Genomic DNA, 24,059 nt, shown 5'->3' with positions numbered 1-24,059 from the left:
CTCGGTTCCGATCTGAAAGGACTTCTCGTGAGGCCCGTACGCACGGCCTTCGCGGGCGCGCTGCTGGGAACGCTCGTCCTGACCGCCTGCGGTCAGACCGGCACCACCACCACCTCGTCCGCCCCGCCCACCTCCGCCGCCCCCGCCACCGCGGCCGGCTTCCCCGTCACGATCGAGGCCGGCAACGGCTCCGTCACACTGGCGAAGAAGCCCGAGCGGATCATCTCCCTGTCCGCCGCCCACACCGAGACGCTCTTCGCGATCGGCGCGGGCCCGCAGGTCATCGCCGTGGACGACCAGTCCAACTACCCGGCCGAGGCCCCCAAGAGCGACCTGTCCGGGTTCAAGCCCAATGTCGAAGCCATCGTCGCCAAGAAGCCCGACCTCGTCGTGCTCTCCAACGACCTGGACAAGATCGTCGCCGAGCTCGGCAAGCTCAACGTGCCCGTCCTGCTCGAACCGGCCCCCACGAAGATCGACGAGGCTTACGACGAGATCGCCGACCTCGGCGCCGCCACCGGCAACAAGGACAAGGCCGACCAGGTCGTGACCGGCATGAAGGCCGAACTGGACAAGCTCGCCGCCGCAGCGCCCAAGGACAAGAAGCTCACCTACTACCACGAGCTCGACCAGACCCCCTACGCCGCGACGTCCAGCACCTTCATCGGCCAGATCTACTCGATCTTCGGCATGACCAACATCGCCGACAAAGCCCCCGGCGCCGCCGGTGGCTATCCCAAGCTCTCGGCCGAGTTCGTCGCCCAGTCCGACCCCGACCTGATCTTCCTGGCCGACGTCAAGTGCTGCCGGCAGAACAAGGACACCCTGGCCAAGCGGCCCGGCTGGAAGGGCCTGTCGGCCATCAAGAACGACCAGGTCGTCCTGCTCGACGACGACATCGCCTCCCGCTGGGGCCCGCGCGTCGTCGACCTGGCCAAGGCCATCGGCGACGCGGTGAACAAGGCGGCCGCGAAGTAGTGCTCGACACGCAGCTCAGGCCCGCACGGGCGCGGCCGCTCTGGGTGGCGGGCGCGCTCGCCGTGCTCGCTGCCGGCATGGTCGCCGGACTGCTCGGCGGCGCCGCCGGCATCTCGCCGTGGCAGGTCGTGCTCCAGGCGCTGGACTGGCTGCCGTTCGTCGAGATCGACTCCGGCCTCGCGCCGATCGAGAAGGGCCTGCTGTACGAGCTGCGCCTGCCCAGAGTCCTGGTCGCGGCCGTGGTCGGCGGCCTGCTCGCCATCGCGGGCGCCGGGTACCAGGGTGTCTTCCGCAACCCGCTGGCCGACCCGTACCTGCTCGGCGCGGCCGCGGGCGCCGGGCTCACCACGACCCTGGTGATCGTGATGGTTCCGGCGCCGGTCCTGACCATCCCCGTCGCCGCGTTCGTCGGCGCGATCGGCGGCGTCATGCTGGCCTTCGCGCTCGGCAACACCGCCGGGCGCTCCGGTGGCACCGCCACCCTGGTGCTGGCCGGGGTGGCCGTCACCTCCTTCCTCACCGCCATCCAGACGTTCGTGCAGCAGTTCAAGGTCGAGGAACTGCAGCGCATCTACTCCTGGATCCTCGGCGACGTCGGCGGCGGCTGGGACCAGTTCTGGCTCGTCCTGCCCTACGCCGCCGTCTCGTCGGCCGCGCTGCTCGTGCACGGGCGCATGCTCGACGTGCTGTCGGTGGGCGACGACGAGGCGACCGCGCTCGGGGTGCGCGCCTCCCGCGTACGGCTGGCCGTCCTGCTGGCCGCCTCCCTCGCCACCGCCGCCGCCGTCGCGGTCAGCGGCCTGATCGGCTTCGTCGGCATCGTCGTCCCGCACGTCGTGCGCAGGCTCGCCGGCGGCTCCTACCGGATCGTGCTGCCGCTCTCGCTCATCGGCGGCGCCGCCTTCCTCGTCCTGGCCGACCTGCTCGCCCGCACCGTCATCGCCCCCGCCGAACTCCCCATCGGCGTGGTGACCATGTTCATCGGCGCGCCGTTCTTCGTGGCCGTGCTCCGTATGACCCGACGGACCTCCACATGATCGGCGTCAGCGGCCTGTCGGTCACGCTCGGCGAGCGCGAGGTGCTCTCCGACGTCACCCTCCAGGTACGGCGCGGCGAATGGCTGGCCGTCATCGGCCCCAACGGCGCCGGCAAGTCGACGCTGCTCAAGGCCGTCATGGGCATCGTCGGCCAGCGCGGCGAGGTGTCGATCGACGGGCGACCAGCCGCCTCGCTCAAGCCCAGGGCCAGGGCCCGCCTGATCGCCTACGCACCCCAGACGCCGGCCCTGCCGCCCGACATGACCGTCTCGGAGTACGCGCTGCTGGGCCGCACGCCGTACATCCCCTATCTGGGGCGGGAGAGCCGCCACGACCGGGAGGTCACCGCGTCCGTCCTGGAACGGCTCGACCTGGGCGCCTTCGCCAGCCGGCGGCTGGGCGAACTGTCCGGCGGCGAGCGCCAGCGCGTCGTGCTGGCCAGAGCCCTGGCCCAGCAGGCGCCCGTCCTGCTGCTCGACGAGCCGACCACCGCGCTCGACCTCGGCCACCAGCAGCAGGTGCTCGAACTCGTCGACCGCCTGCGCCTGGCCGACGGCCTCACCGTCGTCTCCACCCTGCACGACCTCACCGTCGCCGGCCAGTACGCCGACACCCTCCTCCTGCTCGCCGAAGGCCGCGCCGCCGCGCACGGCAAGCCCGTCCAGGTGCTCACCGGGACGCTGGTCGGCAAGCACTTCGACGCCCATGTCAAGATCGAACCGGGTCCGGACGGGCGGCCCGTCGTCCACCTGATCCGAGGAGGACCGTGAACCTCTCCTACCGCGCCGAGGACGGCGTCCGGCTCGGGTCGCTGCTGTGGGAGCTGGGGCCCGGCTGGCGGACGATCTCCTCGGCCATGCTCGGCGGCGGCATCGGCCCCCGCTCCTGGATCCTGAACGCCCAGGTCGTGGCCGGGTACTCACGCATGGACCCGGTGGACCACCTCGCGGCGCTCGGCCCCGGCGGCTCCGGGGTCGGCATGATGACCGCCGCCTCCGTCGACCGCGTCGAGACCGCCGCCGACGGCGGCGCGACCGCCTGGGCTACGGTCGGCCTGCGCGTCCCCACCTGGGCCGCCGCGCCACCCGGCGCGGTGGACCCGGAACTCGCACCGATCCGCGTGGGCACGATCAACATCGTCGTGGTCGTACCCGTGGCCATGACCGACGCCGCCCTGGTCAACACCGTGATGACGGTGACGGAGGCCAAGGCGCAGGCGCTCGCCGAAACCGGCTTCCCGTGCACCGGCACCGCCTCGGACGCGGTCTGCGTGGCCGTCCGCTCCTCGGGCCCGGAAGAACTCTTCGGCGGCCCCCGCTCCGACTGGGGCTCCCGCATGGCCCGCGCCGTCCACACCGCAGTCCGTCTTGGCGCCGAAAGGTGGCGACCTTATGACGGAAAGTGATGGAGATTGGGGAAGTACCATGTGAGCCAGGGCAACGATCGCGATACTGGGTGGGTGACCGCGATGGCAGTGATCGAACCGACCGAGACGAGCACGGTTCTTCCAGGAAAGCCGCCGTTCACCGTCGATGACCTGCTGCGCTTCCCCGACGACGGGAACCGCTACGAGCTCTTCAACGGGAGCCTACTGGTGAGCCCTGCCCCCCTCCCTCTGCATCAGCGTGCGATCCGGCGGTTGGAGCGGATCCTTGAGGAGTTCGCGCCACCGACGCTCGAGCCGTTGTCGACAGTGAACCTCAGAGTGACCGAGAAGGACTTCTTCATCCCTGATCTGGTGGTTGTGCCGACGGCTGCGGTGGAAGCCAATGAGTTGATGTTCGCCCCGGCGGACATCCTGCTCGCTGTGGAGGTGGTCAGCCCGAGCACGAGGGCGCGTGACCGCTCCACCAAGCCCACGGTGTATGCCGAGGCGGGTATCCCCACCTACTGGCGGATCGAGCCCGAAGCTCTCTACGTCTACACCCTCGACGAGGGCAGCTACGCGGGTCCCGAGGTCTACAAGGCGGGCGAGGTCGCGCGGCTCAGCGCGCCTTACGAGGTCGCCTTCGACCCCGGCGACCTGGTCAGGATGCGCGGGGCGTAGTCCTTCCGGGCGCCGTGTTCTGTGATGTGGCCCGAGCGCAGGTCGGCCTCGATCTCCGCGCGGGGCCGGTCGGCGGGCGGGCCCAGGCCGCCGCCGCCCGTGGTCTCCACGATGAAAGCCTCGCCCTCCGTGAACAGGACATTGTTCACCTTTGACGCAAGGCGCTCGACCGTGCCGTCCGCCGACCGTTTGAAGAAGCCGCCCAGCCGGCCTGGCTCGCCGCCTTCACGCCCAGGGGGCGGGATGCGCAGGCGGTCGCCGCGGGTGGTGACGTGGCAGTCGGCGAGGAAGCGGTAGACGGTGCGCGTGCCCAGGCCGCCCCGCCAGCGGCCGGGGCCGCCGGAGTCCGGGATGGTCTCCACCGACTCCACCACCAGCGGGCACCGGCTCTCCACCGGCTCGGCCTGCGGCACCGAGTTGCGGCCGATGCCGAAGTGCACGCCGGTCGCGTCCGGGCCGTCCAGGCCGCGCCGCGCGCCCACGCCGCCGAAGTCGTAGGAAAGGTGGATCCAGTACGGCGCGCCCACCGCGGCGATCGAGAACGGCTGCAGAATCCCGCTGGCCGCGATCGCCCGTTCCGGCACCGCCTCGGACAACGCCTGGATGACCGCCTCCATCGCCGCGTAGATCGGCACGAACCGGCCGCCGCACGGGTAGGGAGAGCGGGCGTTCAGCAGAGAGCCCTCGGGCAGGCGGATGTCCAGGGCGCGCAGGCAGCCCTCGTTCATGGGGATCGACGGGTCCAGGAAGCAGCGCAGCGCGAACACCGCCGCGGCCAGCGACTGCGACGCCGAGGCGTTGATGGCGGCGGGCACCTGCGGGCCGGTGCCGGCGAAGTCGAGTATGGCGCCGCGGCCCGTGAGCGTGACCGCGACCCGGACGTGGTGCGGGGTGTCAGGGTCGAGGCCGTCGTCGTCGATGGGGTACGCGGCGGTGAAGCGGCCACGCGGCAACCCGGCCAGGGCGGCCCGGGTCCTTTCCTCGGTGTAGTCCAGGTAGCCGGCGATGCCGCGGGCCAGGCCGGCTTCGCCGTACTCCCGGATGAGGGCGCGCAGGCGGGTCGCGGCGACGGCGGTCCCGGCCACGAGCGCGCGCACGTCGCCCATGACCTTGTCCGGGGTACGGCTGTTCGCGCGCAGCACCGCCTCCACCGCCGGCACCACGCCCTCGTCGGTGGCCAGGAGGATCGGAGGGAGCTGCAGACCCTCCAGGAAGATGTCGGTGGCCAGCGGCGCCATGCCGCCCGCCGACAACCCGCCGAGGTCGGAGACGTGGATCATGGTGGCGGTGAAGTAGCGCGGCACGCCGCCGACGAAGACGGGCCGGAAGACGAGCAGGTCATTGGTGTGGACGCCGCCGCGGTAGGCGTCGTTGGTGACGTAGACGTCGCCGTCGCGCATGGCCGGGTGGTCCTTGCGCACCTCGGGCAGGGCGACCTTGAGCGCCATGCTGTTCATGAGCGTGGTGGCCATGGAGTGCGCGATCAGGGCGCCGTCGGCGTCGAGGATCGCGGCGGAGGCGTCGGAGCCCTCGACGATGAAGGTGGAGTAGGCCGAGCGCACGACGACGATGCTCGCCTCCTCGGCGGCCACGACCAGCGCGTGGCGCAGCACCTCGGCGGTCAGGTCCATGGCGCGCGCTCCAGGTGTACGGCTCCCGCCCCGCCGAGGCGGGCGCTCCAGCCGGGCGGGACGACGATGGTGGCCTCCGGGTCCTCGATGACGGCCGGGCCGTCCAGGGCCGTGAAGGTGGCGCGCGTGTGCACCGGGACCTCGACGGGACCGCCCAGGTACAAGGTCCTGCTCGTCGGGGACGCCGCGGGGCTCTCCGCGAGGATGGTGCCCGGCATCGGGGCCTCGGCTTCGTGGGTCACGCGCACGCGGTAGCTCACGTGCTCGGTCGGGCCTTGCTGGGCTATGCCGTACACCTGCGTGTACTTCGCGAAGAAGCGGGCGGACAGCGTGGCGGGGTCGTCGCTCCACTCCACGGTCAGGTCGTGCGCCTGGCCCGTGAAGCGCACGTCGGCCAGCCGCGTGACCTTCAGTTCCGGCAGGGGAAGGCCGAGGTCGTGCGCCGCTTCTCCGGCCAGTTCGGCGAAGATCCGGGCCGGGTCGGGCGCGGACAGGGCCGAGCGGACGCGTTCGGTCGCCGGTACCGCCGTCAGCAGGCCCGCCGCCGAGGCCACGCCGCAGTGCGCGGGCACCAGCACGTCCGTGATGCCGAAGCGCTCGGCCACCCGGCAGGCGTGCATCGGCCCCGCCCCGCCGAAGGCCACCAGCGTGAAGCCGCGCGGGTCGATGCCGCGCTGCACGGTGACGACGTGCACCGCCGAGGCCATCGACGCGCACACGATCTCGTGTACGGCCTCGGCCGCCTCCTCCGCCGACACCCCGAGCGGCACCGCCAGCCGTTCCATGGCCTTCACCGCCAGTTCCCGCGACAACGGGATCGACGCCGAGGACAGAAGTCCGAGCACGAGGTTGGCGTCGGTGACCGTCGGGTCGCAGCCGCCCAGGCCGTAGCAGGCGGGCCCGGGGGAGGAGCCGGCCGACCGGGGACCCACGCGCAGCGCGCCCGCCTCGTCCACCCATGCGACGCTGCCGCCGCCGGCGCCCACCTCGGCCAGGTCGATGGCGGGTGTCTTGATCGGTACGCCGGTCCCGGCGCGCCGCCCGCCGAAGCTGCCCTTGCCGCCGACGTGGAACTCGCGGGTCAGTTCAGGGACGCCGTCGCGCACCAGGCAGGCCTTGGCGGTGGTGCCGCCCATGTCGAAGGAGATGACCGCGGGCAGCCCGCTCGCCGCGGCGGCCAGGACCCCGGCGGCGGGGCCCGACTCGATCGTGGCCACCGCGCGGCGGGCGGCGAGTTCGGCGGAGATGACGCCGCCGGCGGAGTCCATGACGTGCACGGGGGCGTCGATGCCCAGGTCGCGCAGGCTGCCGCGCAGGCGGCTGAGGTAGTCGGACATGAGCGGGCCGATGTAGGCGGACATGATCGTGGTCGTGGCGCGCTCGTACTCGCGGATCTCCGGCCACACCTCGCTGGAGACGGCCACGTTGGGGACGCTCTCGCGCAGGATCGCGGCGACCTGGCGCTCGTGGACGGGGTTGGCGTAGGAGTGCAGCAGGCAGACGGCGGCCGAGGTGATGCCCCGGGCGGCGATGCCGGTGGCGGCCCGCCGTACCGAATCAAGGTCCAGGGGAGTGAGGACGGCGCCGCGGCTGGAGACGCGCTCGGCCACCTCGAAGCAGTCCTCGGCGGCGACCGGCGGTGGGGGCGGGGTGAAGCGCAGGTCGTAGCGGTCCTCCTCGACGCGGGCGTAGCGGCCGAGGGGGATGACCGAGCGGAATCCGCGGGTGGTGACGAAGGCGACGCGCGCGCCCTTGCGCTCCAGGACGGCGTTGGTGGCCAGCGTGGTGGCGTGGACGACCCTGGTCACTTCGGACGGGTCGGTGAGGACCCGGCGGATGCCCGCCGTTACGCCTGATACCGGATCGTCATGGGTGCTGAGCACCTTGGCCACCACGGTCCGGCCGTCGGATCCGCGCCGCACCACATCGGTGAAGGTGCCGCCCACGTCGACGGCGATCACGTAGCTCATCGGGTTCACCGTAGGATGACGAGCAAGCGCTTGTCTATGTGCCGGGACCTTGACTTATGCCGGGTGGTTGGGACGCTGTTCCTATCCATTTCGTAGGGAGCGGAAATGTCGCGTCTCACGGCTCTGGTGGGCGCCACGGCGATGACCGTGGTCGTGCTCGGCCTGCCCGCGCTGGCTCACGAACACCCGAGCGGCATCACCGACCTGGTGACGCCGGCGGTGGTCAGGATCGAGGCGACGGCGCACGTGGAGATCACGCTGCTGGACCACATCGGCGACCTCGTCCACGTGGAACGTGCCTACGACCTGCCGATCGGCAAGGGCACCGGCATCGTGGTCAATCCCGAGGGCGCCATCGTCACGCTCACCAGGATCGTGCAGAGCTCCGACGACGTGCGCGTCTACGCCGCGAACAAGGTCTTCTCCGAGCACCACAAGGTGAAGGTCCCGGCCGACTTCAAGCGGCACAAGCTCGACGACCCGCAACTCGACCGGCACCTGCGCGACTGCTACCCGCCCAAGCGCCCCACCGCGACCTGCATCATCAACGCCACCACCAGCATCACGATCTTCCCGAACATCTCGCCGCCCGACGCCAAAGGCTTCACCGCCGAGATCGTGAAGGCGGGCGCCGGTCCCGACACCCCCGCCGTGCTCGTCCCCACCGGCCGCGCCGACGGCAGCGTCGGCATGCCCACCGCGCCCCTGGCCGACAAGGTGCCCGACAAGCCGGGCTCGCCGACCAACGTCGCCGGATTCCTCGGCCGCCCCGCGGCCAAGCTCCAGCACACCGTCGAGATCGCCCACCTCGGACAGGGCGGCTCGGGACAGGGCGGGCGGCCCTTCTCCGACCCCGAGAAGAAGGTCGACGAACCGGTCAAACTCGGCGCCCTCGCCGACCGCGGCATGATCGGCGCCCCGGTCATCGGCGACAAGGACGGCCACGTCATCGGCATGCTCGTCGGCGGCGGCAAGGACGCCAGGATGATCGGCGTCAGGGAGATCACCACCGCCCTGGCCGCCGCCGGCGTCACACCCAGGCGCGGCGCGGTCGACTCCGCCTTCGAGGCCGCGCTCACCCGCTTCCACACCAAGTACTACACCGAGGCCGCGCCCGGCTTCCAGCGCGTGATGGAGCTCTACCCCGGCCACATCGTCGCCGGGGCGCACCTGAAGACCTCGCTGGCCAAGCGCGGCACCTCCGAGGACGCCGGCACCAAGCAGGCCCCCGTGCGGCAGGGGAGTTCCGTCCCGCTGTGGCCGTTCATCGCCGCCGCCGGGGTGCTGTTCGTCGCGGCCCTGCTGGGCGCGTACTTCCTGTGGCGCCGTGGCCGCGGGCCCGCCCCCGTGCCCCGTCCGCCTGACAACCTCGCCGCGGCCACGGTACGGCCCCGCCTCGACGAGGGCTCCACCGAGACCGTCGTGGTACGCCGCGACCAGGCGCTCCAGCCGGCGCCCAACCCCGTGCTCATCGCCTCGGAACAGCGCTACTGCACCGGCTGCGGCATGAGGCTCGGACACGGACACCGGTTCTGCGGCTACTGCGGGCTGCCGACGTGAACGACAGATCGTTGATCGGGCAGGAGGTCGCCGGGTACCTCATCGAGAACATCGTCGGCAAAGGCGGCATGGCCGTCGTCTACCTGGCACTCGACCCGCGCCTGAGCCGGCGCGTCGCCCTGAAGATCCTCAACCCGATCCTCAGCGTCGACGACCGCTTCCGCCAGCGCTTCATCCTGGAATCGCGCACCGTCGCCAGCATCGAACACCCCAACATCATCCCAATCTACGAGGCCAACGCCGACCCCTCCGGCGTGCTCTACATCGCCATGCGCTACGTCGACGGCTCCGACCTGCGCCGCCTCATCTACGACCGTGGCCCGCTGCCCGTCGCCCAGGTCAACACGATCCTCGCCCAGGTCGCGGCGGCCCTCGACGCCGCCCACGCCCACGACCTGATCCACCGCGACGTCAAACCCGCCAACATCCTGCTGGCCGCCGACCACGTGTACCTGACCGACTTCGGCATCACCAAGCACCGCACCTCGATCTCCGGGCTGACGCAGACCGACCAGTTCATCGGCACGCCGCGCTACATGTCGCCCGAGCAGATCAACAAGGAGACGGTGGACGGGCGGTGCGACCAGTACGCCCTCGCCTGCGTGGCCTATGAGGCGTTGGCGGGGCGGCTGCCGTTCCAGCGCGACAACGACATCGCGCTGCTGTGGGCGCACCTGGCCGAGCAGCCCGCGCCGCTGTCGCAGATACGGCCCGATCTGCCGCTCGAGGTGGACGGGGTGATGATGCGGGCCCTGGCCAAGGCGCCGGAACAGCGCTACCCGAGCTGCACCGCGTTCGTGGCCGCGCTGCGCGACGCGATCAGCGGCCACGTCTCGGAGACCGCGCCGCGCGCGCAACCACCCGCCTTCCGCGGCGCGGGCCCTGCGGCCTCGCGCGGCGGCGCGCTCTCGGGCGCTGGGGCGTTCTCGGGCGGCGGCGCGGACTCGGGCGGTGGCGCGTTCTCGGGCGGCGGCGCGGACTCGGGCGGCGGCGCGGGCCCGATGCCGGTACGGCGGGGCGGCAAGCTGCCCATCGTGCTGGCAGCCCTGACGGCGGCGGTGGCGGCGCTGGTCCTGGTGGTGCTGGTGCTCATGAACCAGCGCTCCGACGCGTGGACCGGCTACCGGCAGACGGCCGCGGCCCCGCTGACCTTCGACCACCCGTCAGGCTGGACCGCCATCACGCACGGCGACCTGTTCGCGGTGGTGTCGCCGAGGGCGGCCGAGTTCGAGTCGCTGTTCGTGTCGGGGGCCAGCGCGGACTGGTCAAGAGTGGCCCCGATCATCTCCGAGGACCCGGAATCGGCGTCAGGGGTGTACGTCCAGCTCTCCGACACCCTGGACGGCACCGCCACGGCCGACCAGATGAAATCGACGCTGGAGGGCTTGCTGCCCGGCCAGGTGACCATCCCGCGCAACCCGGTCGAGGACCAGGCGGGCAGCAGCCAGGCCCGCAGCTTCCAGGGCACGCTGCAGGACCCGAGAGGCGGATCGAGACTGGGCTTCGTCGGCTACGTGGTCGACCGCCCGGCGAAACCGATGCTGCTCCTGTACTTCTGCGCCCGCGCCACCTGCGACGACGCCACCCAGGTCCGGGTACGGCAGAGCGTACGCGTGAACTGACCGGCAAGGTCCTCGCGCTTCGCGCTCGGGCTCGCCCCACGGGAGAGCCCAGCTCCCCCGAACCCCCTCGCCGGTGGCCTTCCGGCCCCCGGTTCCCCCGGGCGTTGGCCGGGTTCCGTGGCTCAAAGCATGGAGCTCGCTACGCTCGCGCGCCTTCCGGGCATCCCACCCGCTGCCCCGCTCGGTGGCCGGGAGGCTGGATCCCACCCGACCAGATGGAGCGCTATAGGAAGCCCTGAAATGATCCGCACCGCCTGGCTTTCGCCGCAGTGGTGTGGCGAACTCATTCGTGTGAGCGTGTGGTGGGTCACCACTGGCGGTTCAGGCTAGAAGTCGAATTCGCCCTTCTTGGCTCCATCGAGGAAGGCTGGCCCACGGGCGCTCGCCAGCGCTACTGCAGCAACCCGATGGCGAGGGCCATGCCCAGGAACAACGTCAGCTGATACGCGCTGTTGATCACGGTGAGCTGTGCCGGCTTCTGCTCGAAGGCGTTGTGCTGCGTGAGGGTTGTCAGCGAGAACCCGAGCCAGGTCGCGAATCCTACGGCCGCGTCGAGCCAGAGCGGGTCGCTGCCGAAGAGGGCCGACACGATGGAGCACGCGGCGGCCAGCACCACCGCCGTGACGAGGATCGACGCCAGGAGGACGGCGAACGGGCGCTTGCCGGCCCGCTCCGAATCCTCCTTGGATACTCCGGTCAGCTTCCGCCAGATGGTGCCGAAGAGTCCCCAATCGGCGTACCACACCCAGGCGATCGCCGTCCCGGCCACGATCGCGGCCACCACGGCCGGCCAGCTGATGCTCATCTCCATGTGGATCCCTTCATTCGGCGAAGTTGATATAATCAACCACGATGGACAATATCAAGCAAGCGCCGAGAAAACCTCGCTCCTACGGGCAGTTCTGCGCCCTCGCGCGCGCCCTGGACCTCGTGGGCGAGCGCTGGACCCTCCTGATCGTGCGCGAACTGCTCCCCGGCCCGATGCGCTACACCGAGCTCAAGACCTCGCTCGCGGGGATCGCGACCAACCTCCTGGCGGAGCGGCTGCGGGCTCTGGAGTCGCATGGCATCATCGAGCGCCGCCTGGAAGAGGCGGGTGTCGTCTACGCGCTCACGCCCTGGGGCGCGGGGCTCCGCGAGCCGATGGAGGCGCTCGGCCGATGGGGCGCGCCGCTGGTGATGACAGGGCAGGACGGCGATGCGTTCCAGCCGCGCTGGCTGGCGCTCGCCCTCCCCGGCCTGCTCCGGGGAATCACCGCGACTCCTCCGGTGGAGCTCGGCATCGAGACGGACGGATTCCTCATGGTCCTGCGCATCGATGAGCACGGCCCCAGCGCGATCATCCAGCCCGATCCGCGGCCGGACACGGTCTTCACCGCCGCGCCCGAGGTCGTCATCGGGCTCGCCGCCGGTGGGCTCACGATCGACCAGGCTCTTTCCCTGGGGGCCGTCCGAGGCGACAGGGAAATCCTTGGCAAGGCATTCCCTCCGGGGCGGGAGACCACGGTGACCCCGTCACCGATGGCCGGGTTGTAGGTGCTTCCTCCTTCGGCCAGACCGGACCAGAGCAGACCAGGCCAGGCTCGTGTGCCCGCCGTTGGGGGTCGGTGGGTGTGGGGTTGGTCCCCGTCCAGGCCGGGTCAGGCTCGTGTGCCCGCCGTTGGCGGCCGGCGAGCGTGTGGGTGGTCCCGGTCCGGGGCGGGCTGGTGTGGCAAGCCCGGCCATCGGCCCGGCGCGTGTGGGTGGTTCCGGTCCGGGGCGGGCTGGTGTGGCAAGCCCGGCCATCGGCCCGGCGCGTGTGGATGGTCCCGGTCCGGGGCGGGCTGGTGTGGCGAACCCGGCCATCGGCAGGGGTTCAGAGCATCTTCTCCATGAGGATGGGCAGGTCGCGGACCCGTTTGCCGGTGGCGTGGCAGACGGCGTTGGCGATGGCGGCGATGGTGGCGGTCATGCCCATCTCGCCGATGCCGCGTGAGCCGAGCGGGTTGGCGTGCGGGTCGGGTTCGCCGACGAACAGCACCTCGATGTCGGGGATGTCGGCGTTGACGGGCAGCATGTACTCGGCCAGGTTCGGGTTGGCCAGGCGGCCCATAGCCGGGTCGACGACGCCGGCTTCGAGCAGGGCGGCGCCGGTGGCCATGACCATGGCGCCCATGAGCTGGCTGCGCGCGGTGGTCGGGTTGAGGACACGGCCGCAGTCGTAGGCGCCGACCAGCCGCTTGAGCCGGATCGTGCCGAGATCTTCGTCGACGGCGACCTCGGCGAAGACCGCGCTCCAGGAGTACACCGAGTACGGCCCGGCCGTGGGCATCCGGATCAGCCCGAGGGTGCCGTGGAACTTCGCCTGATCTTCGGCGGAGACTCCGGTGAAGGTGTCGTAGGCGCCCTCGACGACCGTACGGCCGGATCTGTCGAGAACCTCGGCCAGGCTCAGTCCGGTGCCGGGCTGGGCGGTCTGCCGGACGCGGCCGCCGCTGACTTCGAGGTCGCCTGCGTTGGTGCCGGTCAGGGCTGCGGCGAGGGTGAGGAGTTCGTCGCGGGCTATGGTCGCGGCCTGGTGCACGACCGGGGACAGGGAGCCGGCCAGCATCGATCCGCCGCTGCACGCGGCATAGGGGTAGCTGCTGTCGCCGAGCCGTACCCGCACCGTGTCGGTGTCGACGCCGAACACGTCGGCGACGGTCTGGGCGAGCAGGGTGTAGGTGCCGGTGCCCAGGTCGCTGCCGCCGCTGACGACTTCCACGCCGCCGTCGGCCTGCACGCGCACCGTGGCGGCGCACGGGTGGACGTAGGTGGGGAAGGACCCCCCGGCCATGCCCCAGCCGATCTGTTCGCTGCCGCGGCGCATGCTGCCGGGCCGGGGATCGCGATCGTGCCAGCCGAACGCCCGCGCGCCGGCCTCGTAGGCTCGGCGCAGATTCTTGCCGGACCAGGGTTTGCCGGTGGCGGGGTCGTGTTCGGTGTAGTTGCGCAGCCGCAGTTCGATCGGGTCCAGGCCGAGGGCGGCGGCGAGTTCGTCCATGGCCGATTCCAGCGCGAAGCTGCCGACGGCCTCGCCGGGGGCGCGCATGCTGGCCGGGCTGACCGCGTTGACGGGCACGAACCGGTAGTCCACCCGCACGTGGGGCACGTCGTAGTACAGGGTGGCCAGGCCGCCGGACGGCTCGACGTACAAGTTGTCGGTGGAGACCTCGTTGACGCTGTCGTAGGTGAGCGCGGTCAGTTTGCCGTCCCGCTCGGCGCCCAGGCGCACCCGGTTGCTGGTGGCGGGGCGCGGTGAGACGCAGGTGAAGTGCTGGGGCCGGGTCAGTACAAGCTGGACCGGCGCTCCCAGTTCGCGGGCGGCCATGGCGGCCAGCGCGGCGTGCGGGTGTGAGCCGCACTTGGAGCCGAATCCGCCGCCGACGTAGGGGGAGATGACGTGCACCTGCTCCAGGGTCAGCTTGAACCAGGCGGCGAAGACGGTCTGGGTTCCGGCGGTCCACTGGGTGGGTTCCCACACGGTCAGCGTGCCGTCGTCTTCCCAGCGGGCGGTGGTGGAGTGCAGTTCCATCGCGCAGTGGTACTGGCGCGGGGTGGTGTAGGTCAGATCCAGCGTGACGGGCGCGGCGGCCAGCGCGGCTTCGGCGTCGCCGCGGGCGTAGTTGGGGACGGCCTCGGCGATCTGTCCGCAGTCCTCGGCCCCGTAGGAGGTGGCGCCCGGGGCGGAGGCGCCGGGGACGAACGCGGCGGTGTGGTAGTCGACCCGGACCCGGGCCGCCGCGTCGGTGGCCTGCTCGATGGTGTCGGCGACGACCAGGCCGACCGCCTGCCCGCTGAAGCGGATCTTGTCGTCCTGCAGCGGCAGCAGGCTCTGGAACGCCGCGCCGAACGGATACAGCGGCGGCGGCGCCAGCGTGGCGGAGTTGTGGTGGGTGAGCACCAGACGCACGCCCGGCATGGCCTCCGCCCGCGTGGTGTCGATGGCGCTGATCGTGCCGGCGGGCACCGTACTGGTCACCAGGACCGCGTGCAGCATCCCCTCCGGACGGAACTCCGCCACGTAGCGCGCGGCCCCGGTGACCTTGTCGCGGGCGTCGCGGCGGCTGGTGGGCCGCCCGATCGGCGAACCGGGGGCCAGCTCGATCGGCCTCTCGTCGATGCTCATCGTCGCGTCCCTTCTTCCGTCAGCTCGGTCAAAGCTCGGGTGACGGTACGGCGGGCCAGCTCGACCTTGTAGCCGTTGTGCGCACGCGGCCGGGCGCCGGCGGCGGCCAGCGCGCCGGCCCGCCGGAACGTCTCCGGCGTGGCGGGCCGCCCGATGAGCTCGGCCTCCACGGCGGGCTCACGCCAGGGTTTGGTCGCCACCCCGCCGAGTGCCACGCGGGCATCGGTGATGGTGCCGTCGGCGGCCACCTCCAGCCCGACGGCGGCCGAGGCGGCGGCGAACTCGTAGCTGACCCGGTCGCGCACCTTCAGGTAGTGCGAGGACGCCGCGGCGGGTGAGGCGGGCACCTCCACACCGACGATGAGCTCGCCGCGCTCCAGCGGGTGCTCGCGCCACGGGGTTTCGCCGGGCAGCAGGTAGAAGTCATCGATCGGGATGCTCCGAGGGCCGTCCGGCCCCAGTACGTGCACGATCGCGTCGAAGGCCAGCAGCGCGACGGGCAGGTCTCCGGGGAACATCGCGATGCAGTCGTCGCTGGTGCCCAGGATCGCGTGGCCGCGGTTCTCGCCTTCCATGGCGGCGCAGCCCGAGCCGGGGTCGCGTTTGTTGCACGCGGCGAAGCTCGGGTCGCGGAAGTAGCCGCAGCGGGTGCGCTGCATCAGGTTCCCGCCGATCCTCGCCATGTTGCGCAGTTGCTGCGAGGCGCCTTTCAGCAGTGCCTCGGATACGGCCGGCCAGCGCCGCCGTACGTCCGGATGCACGGCCACCTCGCTCATCGTGGCCAGCGCGCCGATCCGCAACGCCGACGCATCCACCGAGATGGCACGATGCCCGGGCACGTGCGTGAGGTCGACCAGGCGGGAGGGCTGGACCACTCCGCACTTCATCAAGTCGACCAGCGTGGTGCCGCCGCCCAGCGGTTCGGCGGCTGGATCCTCGCGCAGGATCTCGATCGCCGCCTCGAATCCAGTGGCCCGGGTGTAGTCAAGCGCGCGCATGATCGGCCTTCCTTTCCTGCCCGGCGGCCTGGCGTACGGCGGCGACGATGTGCGGGTAGGCGCCGCACCGGCACAGGTTGCCGCTCATGAACTCGCGCACCTCCGCGTCCGAGCCGGCGTTGCCCTCCCGGATGCACGCCACCGCGGACATGATCTGACCGGGCGTGCAGTAGCCGCACTGGAAGGCGTCGTGCTCGACGAACGCCGCCTGCACCGGATGCAGGCTCCCGTCCGGGCCGGCCAGGCCCTCGATCGTGGTGATGTCCCGGCCTTCGGCCTGGCAGGCCAGCGTCAGGCAGGCCAGCACGCGGAGCCCGTCGGCGTGCACCGTGCACGCCCCGCACTGGCCCTGATCGCAGCCCTTCTTGGTTCCGCCCAGGTCGAGCTGCTCGCGCAGCACGTCCAGCAGCGTGGCGCGCGGATCGACGCTCAACCTTCGCTCGACGTCGTTGACCCGCAGTGTGATGTCGTCCGGCATGGGCACATCCCCCACCCTCTGATGATCAGCTGTGGCATAAGGCGAAACCGCAGATTCGTGATACCGGCCGCCGTAACAACGGTGTGTGACGGTCGTGACCGTATGTGTTCCCCCTTGAGGTGGTGCCCCTCGTGGCTCACCCCGAACCGGAACACGAGCCGCCGTCGCGGCACCGGCACCTGCGCGCGACTCCTGGTGCCGAATCGCAACGGGCTCCAGCTCCTGGCTTTCCATGGTGGCCTCGTACGCGGCCGGGGAGGAAGGGAGCATCCTTCCTAGGAATGAAATGTCCTCCCAGGTCAGGACAGGTGCCGTATCTGCCAGAGTGAGAGATGTGGAACCGATGAACCAGCAGCGGCGCGAGTTCGCCGCGTTCCTGCGCGCCCGCCGCGCCGAGCTCGCGCCACAGGACGTGGGTCTGCACACCGCCGATCACCCACGCCGGGTCCCCGGACTACGCCGCGAGGAGGTCGCGGGCCGGGCGGGCATCAGCAGCGACTACTACACCCGCCTCGAACAGGGCCGCCTGCCCGCCCCCTCCGGCCGCGTCCTGGACGCGCTGGCCACCGCGCTGCTGCTGGACGCCGACCAGCGCGACTACCTGCGGCTGCTGGCCGGCCACGCCCCCGCGCGGCGTCGCCCGCATCGCCGCCAGAGCGTGCCCGCGCCGGTCCAGGTCCTGCTGACGTCCCTGACGGCCATCCCGGCCCTCGTGCTCGGCCGCTTCATGGACGTGCTCGCCTGGAACCCGCTGGCCGCCGACCTGCTGACCGACTTCGGTGCCGTCGCGCCCGCCCGGCGCAACTACCTGCGCCTGGCCATCCTCGACCCGAACATGCGCGAACGCCTCATCGACTGGGAACGCACCGTCGGCGAATGCATCGCCTTCCTGCGCATGGACGCCAGCCGCTACCCCACCGACGAACGCCTCGCCACCCTCATCGACGACCTCAGCCGCAACGAACCCCACTTCCAGCACTGGTGGACCACCCACCAGGTCGCCAGGAACGCCATCGGCCGTAAACGCCTGCACCACCCCACCGCAGGCGAGATCCACCTGCACTGGCAGGTCCTGACCGTCATGCAGGACCCCGACCAGTACCTGGTCGTCCTCACCCCCGCCGACCCCAGCAGCGGCACCCGCCTCGCCACCCTCGCCACGCACCCGCCCCGGCAGGCGCCGGCAGATACCGAAACCCCCGGCCACCCCCCGTCCCACATGTAGCCGGCACCACACTCGTCTCCCATTCATGGCGAGTTGATCATCAGCCAAAGGTGTCCGGTGACAGAGAGGCTCGTCTGGTTCTGGACATGGCGCCCGATCAGGCTCCGCACAAGCAAGCTCTAGCTCAGGTCGTCGTAGACGTCCCGGGTGATGGCGATGAGAGCCTTGGCCATCTTCTGCTCGCTGAGGCCGGCGCCGTTGCCGATGGTGGCGGCCTGGTAGTGCCAGTAGTAGACCGTGAGGGAGGCGTTGCCCCAGCTGGACACGAGCACTCCGGTGGTCATGGTGAGATCGTCCGACGCCTCGGTTCCTGCCTGGTAGTAGAGGTGCGCCCGGTCGCCGACCCCGGCGACCGGGCGGTCGCTGGAGCCTGCACGGGAATTCCCCATGGCCGCCGACTTCTGGTTGTCGGCGTAGGTGTCCAGGTTGAGTTTCAGGCCGACCTCGGCGACGGCGTGGAATCCGCTCTTGCCGGCGGAGCCCGTGGGTTCGTAGCGCCCCCGTCTGTCCAGGATGGGCTCGCCATCGCCGTTCTGGGTCCGCGAGTTGTCCTGGAGCTTGAGCGAGCAGGACGTCGAGGGGAGGTGCTTGGCGATGGTCTCCCGATCGAGCAGCTCGCACCCGTCGGCGACGGTGGTGAACTTCGTGGCCGGCTTCGGGGCGGCCTGTGAGCTGCTGGGCGAAGCCTCCTTGGTGGCGTCCGTACAGGCGCTCGCCGCGAGCATGAGCACCGATGCCACCAGTAACACTCGTTTCATAACAAACAGACGTTAGTGTCCGTCAAGGCTCCCCGCGACCCGGCCATGGAGCGGGTGTACGGATGACCGGCCGAGGCCGGACCGCGGACCGGAGGTAGCACACCGGCCAGGCTTCCGCGAGGGGTCCGACGTGGTTGAGCGGCCCGCCAACCGCCGCCCGGGATGAAGAGACTCCTGGCCGGCCACGGATCGGGGCAACGGGCGGGAAACCCGGAAAGCGCGCGAGCACGGAACCCGGGGAGCTGGGCTTCCCCCGCGAGGGGAGCCCAGCTCCTCAGTGGGTTAGTCGATGGCCTGGTAGAGGGTGGTCCAGAAGTCGGTCATCAGCCGTGCCGGGGCCGGGACGGTGTAGCCGACCTGGGTGAGCAGGATGCCGGTGATGCCGGTCTCCGGGTCGGCGTAGGTGGAGGTGCCGCTGCCGCCGTCCCAGCCGAACTGGCCGACGGGGGCGTAGTCGCTGCGGTGGGTGCGCACGGCCATGCCGTAGCCCCAGCCGCCCTGCTGGCCCTGGCCGAAGGAGATGTGGACGTTCTCGGTGGCCATGGCGTGCCTGGCCGCCTGCTGCTCGGGGGCGAGGCTGTTGGTGGTCATCAGCTGTACGGCGGGCCGCGACAGAATGCGCCGGCCGTCGTGCGTGCCGCCGTTGAGCAGCATGCGGAAGTAGGCGTGGAAGTCGTCGGCGGTGGAGACCAGGCCGCCACCGCCGCCCTGGAACGCCGGCGGCTCGCTCCAGCGTCCGCCCTTGGCCTCGTCCCACACCTGGAACTCGCCGGTCTGCGGGTCGGGGGCGTACAGGGTCGGCAGCCGGTCGATCCGGTCGGCGGGCACGTGGAAGCCGGTGTCCTTCATGCCCAGCGGCTCGAAGACGCGCTCGCGCAGGAAGTCCTCGAACGACCGCCCGGTGACCCGGGAGACGAGCACGCCGACGAGGTCGCTGCTGATCTGGTACTGCCAGCGCGCGCCGGGCTGGTGCATGAGCGGAAGTTCGCCCAGGCGGCGCATCCACTCGTCCTGCTCGGGCACCGGCGTCGGCAGGTTGGGCGTGAGCCCCCGCTCGAAGATCGCGCCCATGATCGGGGTGCCCAGGACGGTCATGTCCATGCCGAGCCCGAAGGTGGAGGTGAGCACGTCGCGGACGGTGATCGGCCGCCGGGCCGGCACGGTGTCGTCCAGCTGGCTGTCGATGCTCTTGAGCACCTGCCGGTCGGCCAGCTCCGGCAGCCACTCCTGGACCAGGTCGTCGAGCCGCAGCCGGCACTCGTCCAGCAGGACCATCGCCGCCGCGATCGTGACCGGCTTGGACGTGGAGGCCATCCGGAAGATCGTGTCCCGGCGCATCGGCGCGCCGCCGTCATGACGCATCGTCCCGGCCGTCTCGACGTGCGTCTCTTCGCCACGGCTGACCAGGGCGACCAGCCCGGGAATCTTCCCCGACTCGACATGCCGCTCCAGCACCCCACGCACCCGCCGCAGGCCCGCCTCGGAGAAGCCGCTCTTGCCGTGTTCCATCATCGATCTCCTTGATCTCAGTGTTCGATGCGCCGCGCGCCGGACCCCGGAGGCCGCGACCGCCGCGCTGTTCATGGAGGAGACGATCGCCGACCATCTTGACGCGGCGCCGTCGCCGCACTGACACGGCCGCTGACACGCCGCTGCTCGCAGCCACAGAAGGGGTCATAGCCCCCAAACAGCCCATAAGCATGGCATAGAGGGGCGAAGTGGCTGACGGTCGCGGCCTCACGGCTCCGGGCCGGCGTCGCCACCAGCATCGACGTCTTCGGTGCACACCCTCAGATCATGAAGGGACTAGCGTTGCACCCCCACCCTTCGTGTATATTTTCCGTCAATAGGTGACTTTGGCAGGAGATATTTCATGAAGTCCTTCCCCAAGGTGCTCTTCGACGAGGCCCACAGCGAGTCATGGACCATCCGGCGTGACGTCGCCGAGGCGATGAACCCCGGCCACCCCGACGACAACAGCTACGCGCGCGCCGCCGCTCAGCTGCGACACCTTGGGCACACGGTCAGCGCCCACACCACCGGCGCCCTCGACGCGGGAACGCTCCAGGACCAGGACGTCCTGGTCATCGCGCACCCGTCGGGTGAGCGCTGGGAGCGCACCACCGGCCACGGCAGCCCGGTCTTCTCCGCCGCCGAGCTGGACGCCATCGCCGCCTACGTCCAGGACGGCGGCGGCCTGGTCGTGCTGGCCGAGGAGGAGCAGGACAAGTACGGCAACAACCTCAACGACCTGCTCGCCCGCTTCGGCGTGGCCGTCGGGCACACCACGGTCCGCGACCCCAAGAACGCCCACCGGGACGTCGCCACCTGGGTCCTGGCCGCGAAGAACACCTCGGACGGCCTGCTCGCGGGCGTCGGCACGGCCTGCTTCTACCGGTCGGGCGTCCTGGCCGCCGACGGGGCCACCGTCCTGTTCGCGTCCTCGCCGTCCGCCACCCCCGCCGGCGCCCCGCTGGCCGTGGCGCGCGCGTACGGCAAGGGCCGCGTGGTCGTCTTCGCCGACTCCGACCTGTTCGGCGACGACTCCATCGAGGACTACGACCACCGCCGCCTCTGGGGCAACGTGGTCACCTGGGCCGCGCGCGTACCAGATGACGACCGGGCGGGAACGGGCGCGGACGAGGCCAAGGCGGCCGGGTTCGCCAGGCTCAAGGCCACGGTCGAGGAGCTGCGCCCGCTGCAGGTCAAGGACGGCTCGGTGCCGGAGGAGAAGGAGCGGGCCAAGGAACTGGTCGGCTCGATCGCCCGGCAGGTCGGCGAGATGTCGGCGCACTTCCCCCACGACGCCGCCTACCTTCAGGCGGTTCAGGCAGACCTGCGCCAGTGGTCGGAGCAGGACCTCGGCGTCCCCGACTTCCTCGGGTCGCTGGAGCTCTTCCACCCCGACACCCAGCGCGTGGACGGGCTGGAGCACCTGGTGGTGTTCCCGATGTACACGCAGAACGGCAACCCCAACCGCAACGTCGAGGCCGTCTGGATCCGGACGATCTGGCCCGACTGGCTGGCCAGGCTGGAGGCCGGCGGCTACGACAACCCGATGTTCGTGCCGATCGCCTTCGAGGACTTCACCTCGGGCTACGACACCCACTCGGCCGTGCTGTTCCCCGAGACGGTGGCCGTGCGGCAGGCGCCGCAGCGCTTCACCTGGGGCGGCATCTTCGCCGACCGCGAGGCGGCCAGGTTCCGCGCGGTCTCCGGCGCCGCCGCCACCACGCTCAAGCTGGCCCTGCCCCCGGACGCCGCCCGGCTGCTGGCCTCCCAGCAGCTCGCCCAGGACACGTTCGTCATGTGGGACCTGATCCACGACCGTACCCACAGCCACGGTGACCTGCCGTTCGACCCGTTCATGATCAAGCAGCGGATGCCGTACTGGCTCTACTCGCTGGAGGAACTGCGCTGCGACCTGACCGCGTTCGGCGAGGCGGTGAAGCTGGAGAAGGACGGGGTGCCGCACGCCCGCTACGTGCAGCACGCGATCCTGTTCGACCGGCTGTTCCGCTTCCCGATCACCGGCGAGCGGGTGCGCAACTACGACGGGCTCGGCGGCCAACTGCTCTTCGCGTACCTGCACCGCAACGACGTCGTGCGCTGGACCGACAACCGGCTCACGATCGACTGGGAGCGGGTCGCCGACGGCGTCGCCGACCTGCGCGGAGAGGTGGAGAAGCTCTACCGCGACAGCATCGACCGGTCCAAGATCGCGCACTGGCTGGCCGCGTACGACCTGGTCAGCGCCTACGTGGAGCCGAACCCCGCCTCGACCTGGGCCAAGGGCATCCAGGCGCTGCCGGAGGAGCAGAAGGCCAAGGTGGACGCGGTGCTGTCCGACGAGTTCCCCCTGAGCATGTTCTACGAGGCGCTGCGCCGTAAGCTCGCAGACGTCGTCGAGAGCACCAAGGGGATCCGCGCATGATCATCCTCATCACCGGCGCCGCCGGGCCCACCGGCCAGGCGGTCGCCGAGTACTTCGAAAAGCACGGCCACACCGTCGTCGGCGTGGACAAGGATGACGTCGACCTGCTGGACCGCGCCGCCGTACAGGCGCTGGCCGAGCGCATCGACATCGAGCACGGCCGCGTCGACGGGGTGGTGCACCTCGTGGGCGGCTGGCGCGGCGGAAAGACGTTCGCCGACACCGACCTGGACGACTGGAACCTGCTGCACGACCTGCTCGTGCGCACCCTCCAGCACGTCACGCTGGCCTTCGAGCCGCTGCTGCGCAAGAGCGGCAACGGCCGGTTCGCGATCGTCTCCGCCAAGGCGGCCGAGTCGCCCACCGCGGGCGGCGCCTGCTACGCCGCGGCCAAGGCCGCCTCGGAGGCGTGGACCAGATCGCTGGCCGACGCGCTCAGGGACACCAACGCGGCCGCCGTCATCCTGGTGGTGAAGGCGCTGGTCAACGACTCCATGCGGGCCGCCAAGCCGGAGGCCGCGTTCAACGGCTTCACCGACGTGCGTACCCTCGCCGAGGCCATCGGCGGCCTCTACGAGCGCCCGGCAGCGCAGATCAACGGCACCCGATTGGACCTCACCGCGTGAATCCCCGGCACGACCCAGAGCTGAAGGCGTTCGCGAGCGACAACTACGCGGGCGTCCACCCGGAGATCCTGGAGGCCATCGCCCGCGCCAACGGCGGCCACCAGATCTCCTACGGCGAGGACGTCTACACCGAGGCCCTCCAGGGCGTCTTCCAGCGGCACTTCGGCGAGCGGGCCCAGACCTACCCGGTCTTCAACGGCACCGCCGCCAACGTGGTGTCGCTGCGCGCCATGCTCGACACCTGGCAGGCGGTGATCTGCGCCGACACCGCCCACATCCACACCGACGAGGGCGGCGCGCCCGAGGTGGCGGGCGGCATCAAGCTGTTCACCGTCCCCACCCCGGACGGCAAGCTCACCCCGGAACTGATCGACACCCAGGCGTGGGGCTTCGGGGACGTGCACCGCGCCCAGCCCGGCGTCGTGTCGATCTCCAACACCACCGAGCTCGGCACCGTCTACACCCCCGCGGAGATCACCGCGATCTGCGAGCACGCCCACGAGCGGGGCCTGAAGGTCCACCTGGACGGCTCCCGCCTCACCAACGCCGCCGCCGCGCTGGACGTGCCCCTGCGCGCGCTGACCACCGACGCGGGCGTGGACGTGCTCTCCTTCGGTGGCACGAAGATCGGGCTGCTGTACGGCGAGGCCGTCGTCGTGCTCAACCCGGATGCCGCCCGCGGAGTCGACTACATCCGCAAGACGTACATGCAGTTGTCGTCGAAGATGCGGTTCGTCTCGGCCCAGTTCGAGGCGCTGCTCGGCGGCGACCTGTGGCTGCGCAACGCCCGGCGGGCCAATGCCATGGGCCGCCGCCTGGCCGAGGCCGTACGCGACATCCCCGGCGTCGAGGTGCCCAGGCCGGTGGAGGCCAACGCGGTCTTCGCCATCCTGCCGCCGGAGGTGACGGAGCGGTTGCAGAAGCGCTTCCGCTTCTACACCTGGAACCCGGCGATCGGCGAGGTGCGCTGGATGTGCGCCTTCGACACCACCGAGGCCGACGTGGACACCTTCGCCGCCGCCGTACGCGAGGAGATGTCGGCCTGAGC

General features: G+C 71.0%; 20 protein-coding genes. 12 read left to right on the top strand and 8 right to left on the bottom strand.

Annotated elements, in window-relative coordinates:
* Positions 1-27: 27 nt before the first annotated feature.
* The 5 genes from ACIBKY_RS50405 (at position 28) to ACIBKY_RS50385 (ending at position 4,062) form a co-directional block, all read left to right on the top strand.
* Positions 28-978 carry an ABC transporter substrate-binding protein gene (locus ACIBKY_RS50405; RefSeq protein WP_397109015.1) on the top strand — a complete coding sequence of 317 codons (951 nt, stop codon included), beginning with the start codon at positions 28-30 and terminating at the stop codon, positions 976-978.
* The gene (locus tag ACIBKY_RS50400) at positions 978-2,015 is read left to right on the top strand and encodes a FecCD family ABC transporter permease (protein WP_397109014.1); all 1,038 of its coding nucleotides are present in this window, start codon (positions 978-980) and stop codon (positions 2,013-2,015) included. The genes ACIBKY_RS50405 and ACIBKY_RS50400 overlap by 1 nt, the downstream gene beginning before the upstream one ends.
* On the top strand, positions 2,012-2,785 hold the full coding sequence (locus tag ACIBKY_RS50395; RefSeq protein ID WP_397109012.1) for an ABC transporter ATP-binding protein: 774 nt from the start codon (positions 2,012-2,014) through the stop codon (positions 2,783-2,785). The genes ACIBKY_RS50400 and ACIBKY_RS50395 overlap by 4 nt, the downstream gene beginning before the upstream one ends.
* The gene (locus ACIBKY_RS50390) at positions 2,782-3,420 is read left to right on the top strand and encodes an adenosylcobinamide amidohydrolase (protein WP_397109010.1); all 639 of its coding nucleotides are present in this window, start codon (positions 2,782-2,784) and stop codon (positions 3,418-3,420) included. Before ACIBKY_RS50395 ends, ACIBKY_RS50390 begins: the two co-directional genes overlap by 4 nt.
* 63 nt (positions 3,421-3,483) lie before the next feature.
* Positions 3,484-4,062: a Uma2 family endonuclease gene (locus tag ACIBKY_RS50385; RefSeq protein WP_397109008.1), complete on the top strand. Its 579-nt coding sequence runs from the start codon at positions 3,484-3,486 to the stop codon at positions 4,060-4,062.
* Here ACIBKY_RS50385 and ACIBKY_RS50380 read toward each other — a convergent pair.
* Positions 4,011-5,693, bottom strand: a complete 1,683-nt coding sequence (locus tag ACIBKY_RS50380; RefSeq protein WP_397109006.1) for a hydantoinase B/oxoprolinase family protein — start codon at positions 5,691-5,693, stop codon at positions 4,011-4,013. The genes ACIBKY_RS50385 and ACIBKY_RS50380 overlap by 52 nt on opposite strands.
* Entirely contained in the window at positions 5,684-7,663 is a 1,980-nt protein-coding gene (locus ACIBKY_RS50375; RefSeq protein ID WP_397109004.1) for a hydantoinase/oxoprolinase family protein, read from the bottom strand. Before ACIBKY_RS50375 ends, ACIBKY_RS50380 begins: the two co-directional genes overlap by 10 nt.
* A 105-nt stretch (positions 7,664-7,768) precedes the next feature.
* Between ACIBKY_RS50375 and ACIBKY_RS50370 the strand changes: the two genes are divergently transcribed.
* Together ACIBKY_RS50370 and ACIBKY_RS50365 are read left to right on the top strand one after the other, a co-directional pair.
* Complete coding sequence (locus tag ACIBKY_RS50370; protein ID WP_397109002.1) at positions 7,769-9,223, top strand: hypothetical protein; 1,455 nt, start codon at positions 7,769-7,771, stop codon at positions 9,221-9,223.
* Positions 9,220-10,845: a serine/threonine-protein kinase gene (locus ACIBKY_RS50365; RefSeq protein ID WP_397109000.1), complete on the top strand. Its 1,626-nt coding sequence runs from the start codon at positions 9,220-9,222 to the stop codon at positions 10,843-10,845. Before ACIBKY_RS50370 ends, ACIBKY_RS50365 begins: the two co-directional genes overlap by 4 nt.
* A 391-nt stretch (positions 10,846-11,236) precedes the next feature.
* Here the strand turns inward: ACIBKY_RS50365 and ACIBKY_RS50360 are convergent, their stop codons facing one another.
* Positions 11,237-11,656 (bottom strand): DUF1761 domain-containing protein, encoded by a 420-nt coding sequence (locus tag ACIBKY_RS50360; protein ID WP_397108998.1) that lies wholly within the window; start codon positions 11,654-11,656, stop codon positions 11,237-11,239.
* Positions 11,657-11,697: 41 nt separating this feature from the next.
* Between ACIBKY_RS50360 and ACIBKY_RS50355 the strand changes: the two genes are divergently transcribed.
* Positions 11,698-12,381, top strand: coding sequence for a winged helix-turn-helix transcriptional regulator (locus tag ACIBKY_RS50355; protein ID WP_397108996.1), 684 nt, complete (start codon positions 11,698-11,700; stop codon positions 12,379-12,381).
* Between the two features lie 319 nt (positions 12,382-12,700).
* On the opposite strand, the gene ACIBKY_RS50350 is transcribed toward ACIBKY_RS50355, so the two are convergent.
* The 3 genes from ACIBKY_RS50350 to ACIBKY_RS50340 are packed head-to-tail and all read right to left on the bottom strand — an operon-like array spanning position 12,701 to position 16,468.
* The gene (locus ACIBKY_RS50350; RefSeq protein WP_397108994.1) at positions 12,701-14,992 is read right to left on the bottom strand and encodes a xanthine dehydrogenase family protein molybdopterin-binding subunit; all 2,292 of its coding nucleotides are present in this window, start codon (positions 14,990-14,992) and stop codon (positions 12,701-12,703) included.
* Positions 14,989-15,990: an FAD binding domain-containing protein gene (locus ACIBKY_RS50345; protein ID WP_397108992.1), complete on the bottom strand. Its 1,002-nt coding sequence runs from the start codon at positions 15,988-15,990 to the stop codon at positions 14,989-14,991. Before ACIBKY_RS50345 ends, ACIBKY_RS50350 begins: the two co-directional genes overlap by 4 nt.
* Positions 15,977-16,468 carry a (2Fe-2S)-binding protein gene (locus tag ACIBKY_RS50340; RefSeq protein WP_397108990.1) on the bottom strand — a complete coding sequence of 164 codons (492 nt, stop codon included), beginning with the start codon at positions 16,466-16,468 and terminating at the stop codon, positions 15,977-15,979. The genes ACIBKY_RS50345 and ACIBKY_RS50340 overlap by 14 nt, the downstream gene beginning before the upstream one ends.
* A gap of 343 nt (positions 16,469-16,811) precedes the next feature.
* Between ACIBKY_RS50340 and ACIBKY_RS50335 the strand changes: the two genes are divergently transcribed.
* A complete protein-coding gene (locus tag ACIBKY_RS50335; protein WP_397109148.1) occupies positions 16,812-17,693 on the top strand; it encodes a helix-turn-helix domain-containing protein in 882 nt (293 codons plus the stop codon).
* Positions 17,694-17,812: 119 nt separating this feature from the next.
* Here ACIBKY_RS50335 and ACIBKY_RS50330 read toward each other — a convergent pair whose 3' ends face one another.
* Together ACIBKY_RS50330 and ACIBKY_RS50325 are read right to left on the bottom strand one after the other, a co-directional pair.
* On the bottom strand, positions 17,813-18,451 hold the full coding sequence (locus ACIBKY_RS50330; protein WP_397108988.1) for a hypothetical protein: 639 nt from the start codon (positions 18,449-18,451) through the stop codon (positions 17,813-17,815).
* A 282-nt stretch (positions 18,452-18,733) separates the two neighbouring features.
* The gene (locus ACIBKY_RS50325) at positions 18,734-19,960 is read right to left on the bottom strand and encodes a serine hydrolase domain-containing protein (protein ID WP_397109146.1); all 1,227 of its coding nucleotides are present in this window, start codon (positions 19,958-19,960) and stop codon (positions 18,734-18,736) included.
* A gap of 364 nt (positions 19,961-20,324) precedes the next feature.
* On the opposite strand from ACIBKY_RS50325, the gene ACIBKY_RS50320 reads away from it, so the two are divergent.
* The 3 genes from ACIBKY_RS50320 to ACIBKY_RS50310 are packed head-to-tail and all read left to right on the top strand — an operon-like array spanning position 20,325 to position 24,057.
* The gene (locus tag ACIBKY_RS50320) at positions 20,325-22,385 is read left to right on the top strand and encodes a DUF6421 family protein (protein ID WP_397108986.1); all 2,061 of its coding nucleotides are present in this window, start codon (positions 20,325-20,327) and stop codon (positions 22,383-22,385) included.
* The gene (locus ACIBKY_RS50315) at positions 22,382-23,011 is read left to right on the top strand and encodes an SDR family NAD(P)-dependent oxidoreductase (protein WP_397108984.1); all 630 of its coding nucleotides are present in this window, start codon (positions 22,382-22,384) and stop codon (positions 23,009-23,011) included. The genes ACIBKY_RS50320 and ACIBKY_RS50315 overlap by 4 nt, the downstream gene beginning before the upstream one ends.
* A complete protein-coding gene (locus ACIBKY_RS50310; RefSeq protein ID WP_397108982.1) occupies positions 23,008-24,057 on the top strand; it encodes a threonine aldolase family protein in 1,050 nt (349 codons plus the stop codon). The genes ACIBKY_RS50315 and ACIBKY_RS50310 overlap by 4 nt, the downstream gene beginning before the upstream one ends.
* The last annotated feature ends 2 nt before the right edge of the window (positions 24,058-24,059 follow it).

The organism is Nonomuraea sp. NPDC050394 (assembly GCF_044459065.1).
In the GTDB taxonomy this organism is placed as follows: domain Bacteria; phylum Actinomycetota; class Actinomycetes; order Streptosporangiales; family Streptosporangiaceae; genus Nonomuraea.
This window is presented reverse-complemented; position numbering and strand designations above follow the sequence as displayed.

Bases quoted from the DNA above. Each gene is read 5' to 3' on its own strand.
- ACIBKY_RS50395 (WP_397109012.1), top strand. From the start codon at position 2,012: ATGATCGGCGTCAGCGGCCTGTCGGTCACGCTCGGCGAGCGCGAGGTG.
- ACIBKY_RS50385 (WP_397109008.1), top strand. From the start codon at position 3,484: ATGGCAGTGATCGAACCGACCGAGACGAGCACGGTTCTTCCAGGAAAG.
- ACIBKY_RS50380 (WP_397109006.1), bottom strand. From the start codon at position 5,693: ATGGACCTGACCGCCGAGGTGCTGCGCCACGCGCTGGTCGTGGCCGCC.
- ACIBKY_RS50375 (WP_397109004.1), bottom strand. From the start codon at position 7,663: ATGAGCTACGTGATCGCCGTCGACGTGGGCGGCACCTTCACCGATGTG.
- ACIBKY_RS50370 (WP_397109002.1), top strand. From the start codon at position 7,769: ATGTCGCGTCTCACGGCTCTGGTGGGCGCCACGGCGATGACCGTGGTC.
- ACIBKY_RS50360 (WP_397108998.1), bottom strand. From the start codon at position 11,656: ATGGAGATGAGCATCAGCTGGCCGGCCGTGGTGGCCGCGATCGTGGCC.
- ACIBKY_RS50355 (WP_397108996.1), top strand. From the start codon at position 11,698: ATGGACAATATCAAGCAAGCGCCGAGAAAACCTCGCTCCTACGGGCAG.
- ACIBKY_RS50350 (WP_397108994.1), bottom strand. From the start codon at position 14,992: ATGAGCATCGACGAGAGGCCGATCGAGCTGGCCCCCGGTTCGCCGATC.
- ACIBKY_RS50345 (WP_397108992.1), bottom strand. From the start codon at position 15,990: ATGCGCGCGCTTGACTACACCCGGGCCACTGGATTCGAGGCGGCGATC.
- ACIBKY_RS50340 (WP_397108990.1), bottom strand. From the start codon at position 16,468: ATGCCGGACGACATCACACTGCGGGTCAACGACGTCGAGCGAAGGTTG.
- ACIBKY_RS50335 (WP_397109148.1), top strand. From the start codon at position 16,812: ATGAACCAGCAGCGGCGCGAGTTCGCCGCGTTCCTGCGCGCCCGCCGC.
- ACIBKY_RS50330 (WP_397108988.1), bottom strand. From the start codon at position 18,451: ATGAAACGAGTGTTACTGGTGGCATCGGTGCTCATGCTCGCGGCGAGC.
- ACIBKY_RS50325 (WP_397109146.1), bottom strand. From the start codon at position 19,960: ATGGAACACGGCAAGAGCGGCTTCTCCGAGGCGGGCCTGCGGCGGGTG.
- ACIBKY_RS50320 (WP_397108986.1), top strand. From the start codon at position 20,325: ATGAAGTCCTTCCCCAAGGTGCTCTTCGACGAGGCCCACAGCGAGTCA.
- ACIBKY_RS50315 (WP_397108984.1), top strand. From the start codon at position 22,382: ATGATCATCCTCATCACCGGCGCCGCCGGGCCCACCGGCCAGGCGGTC.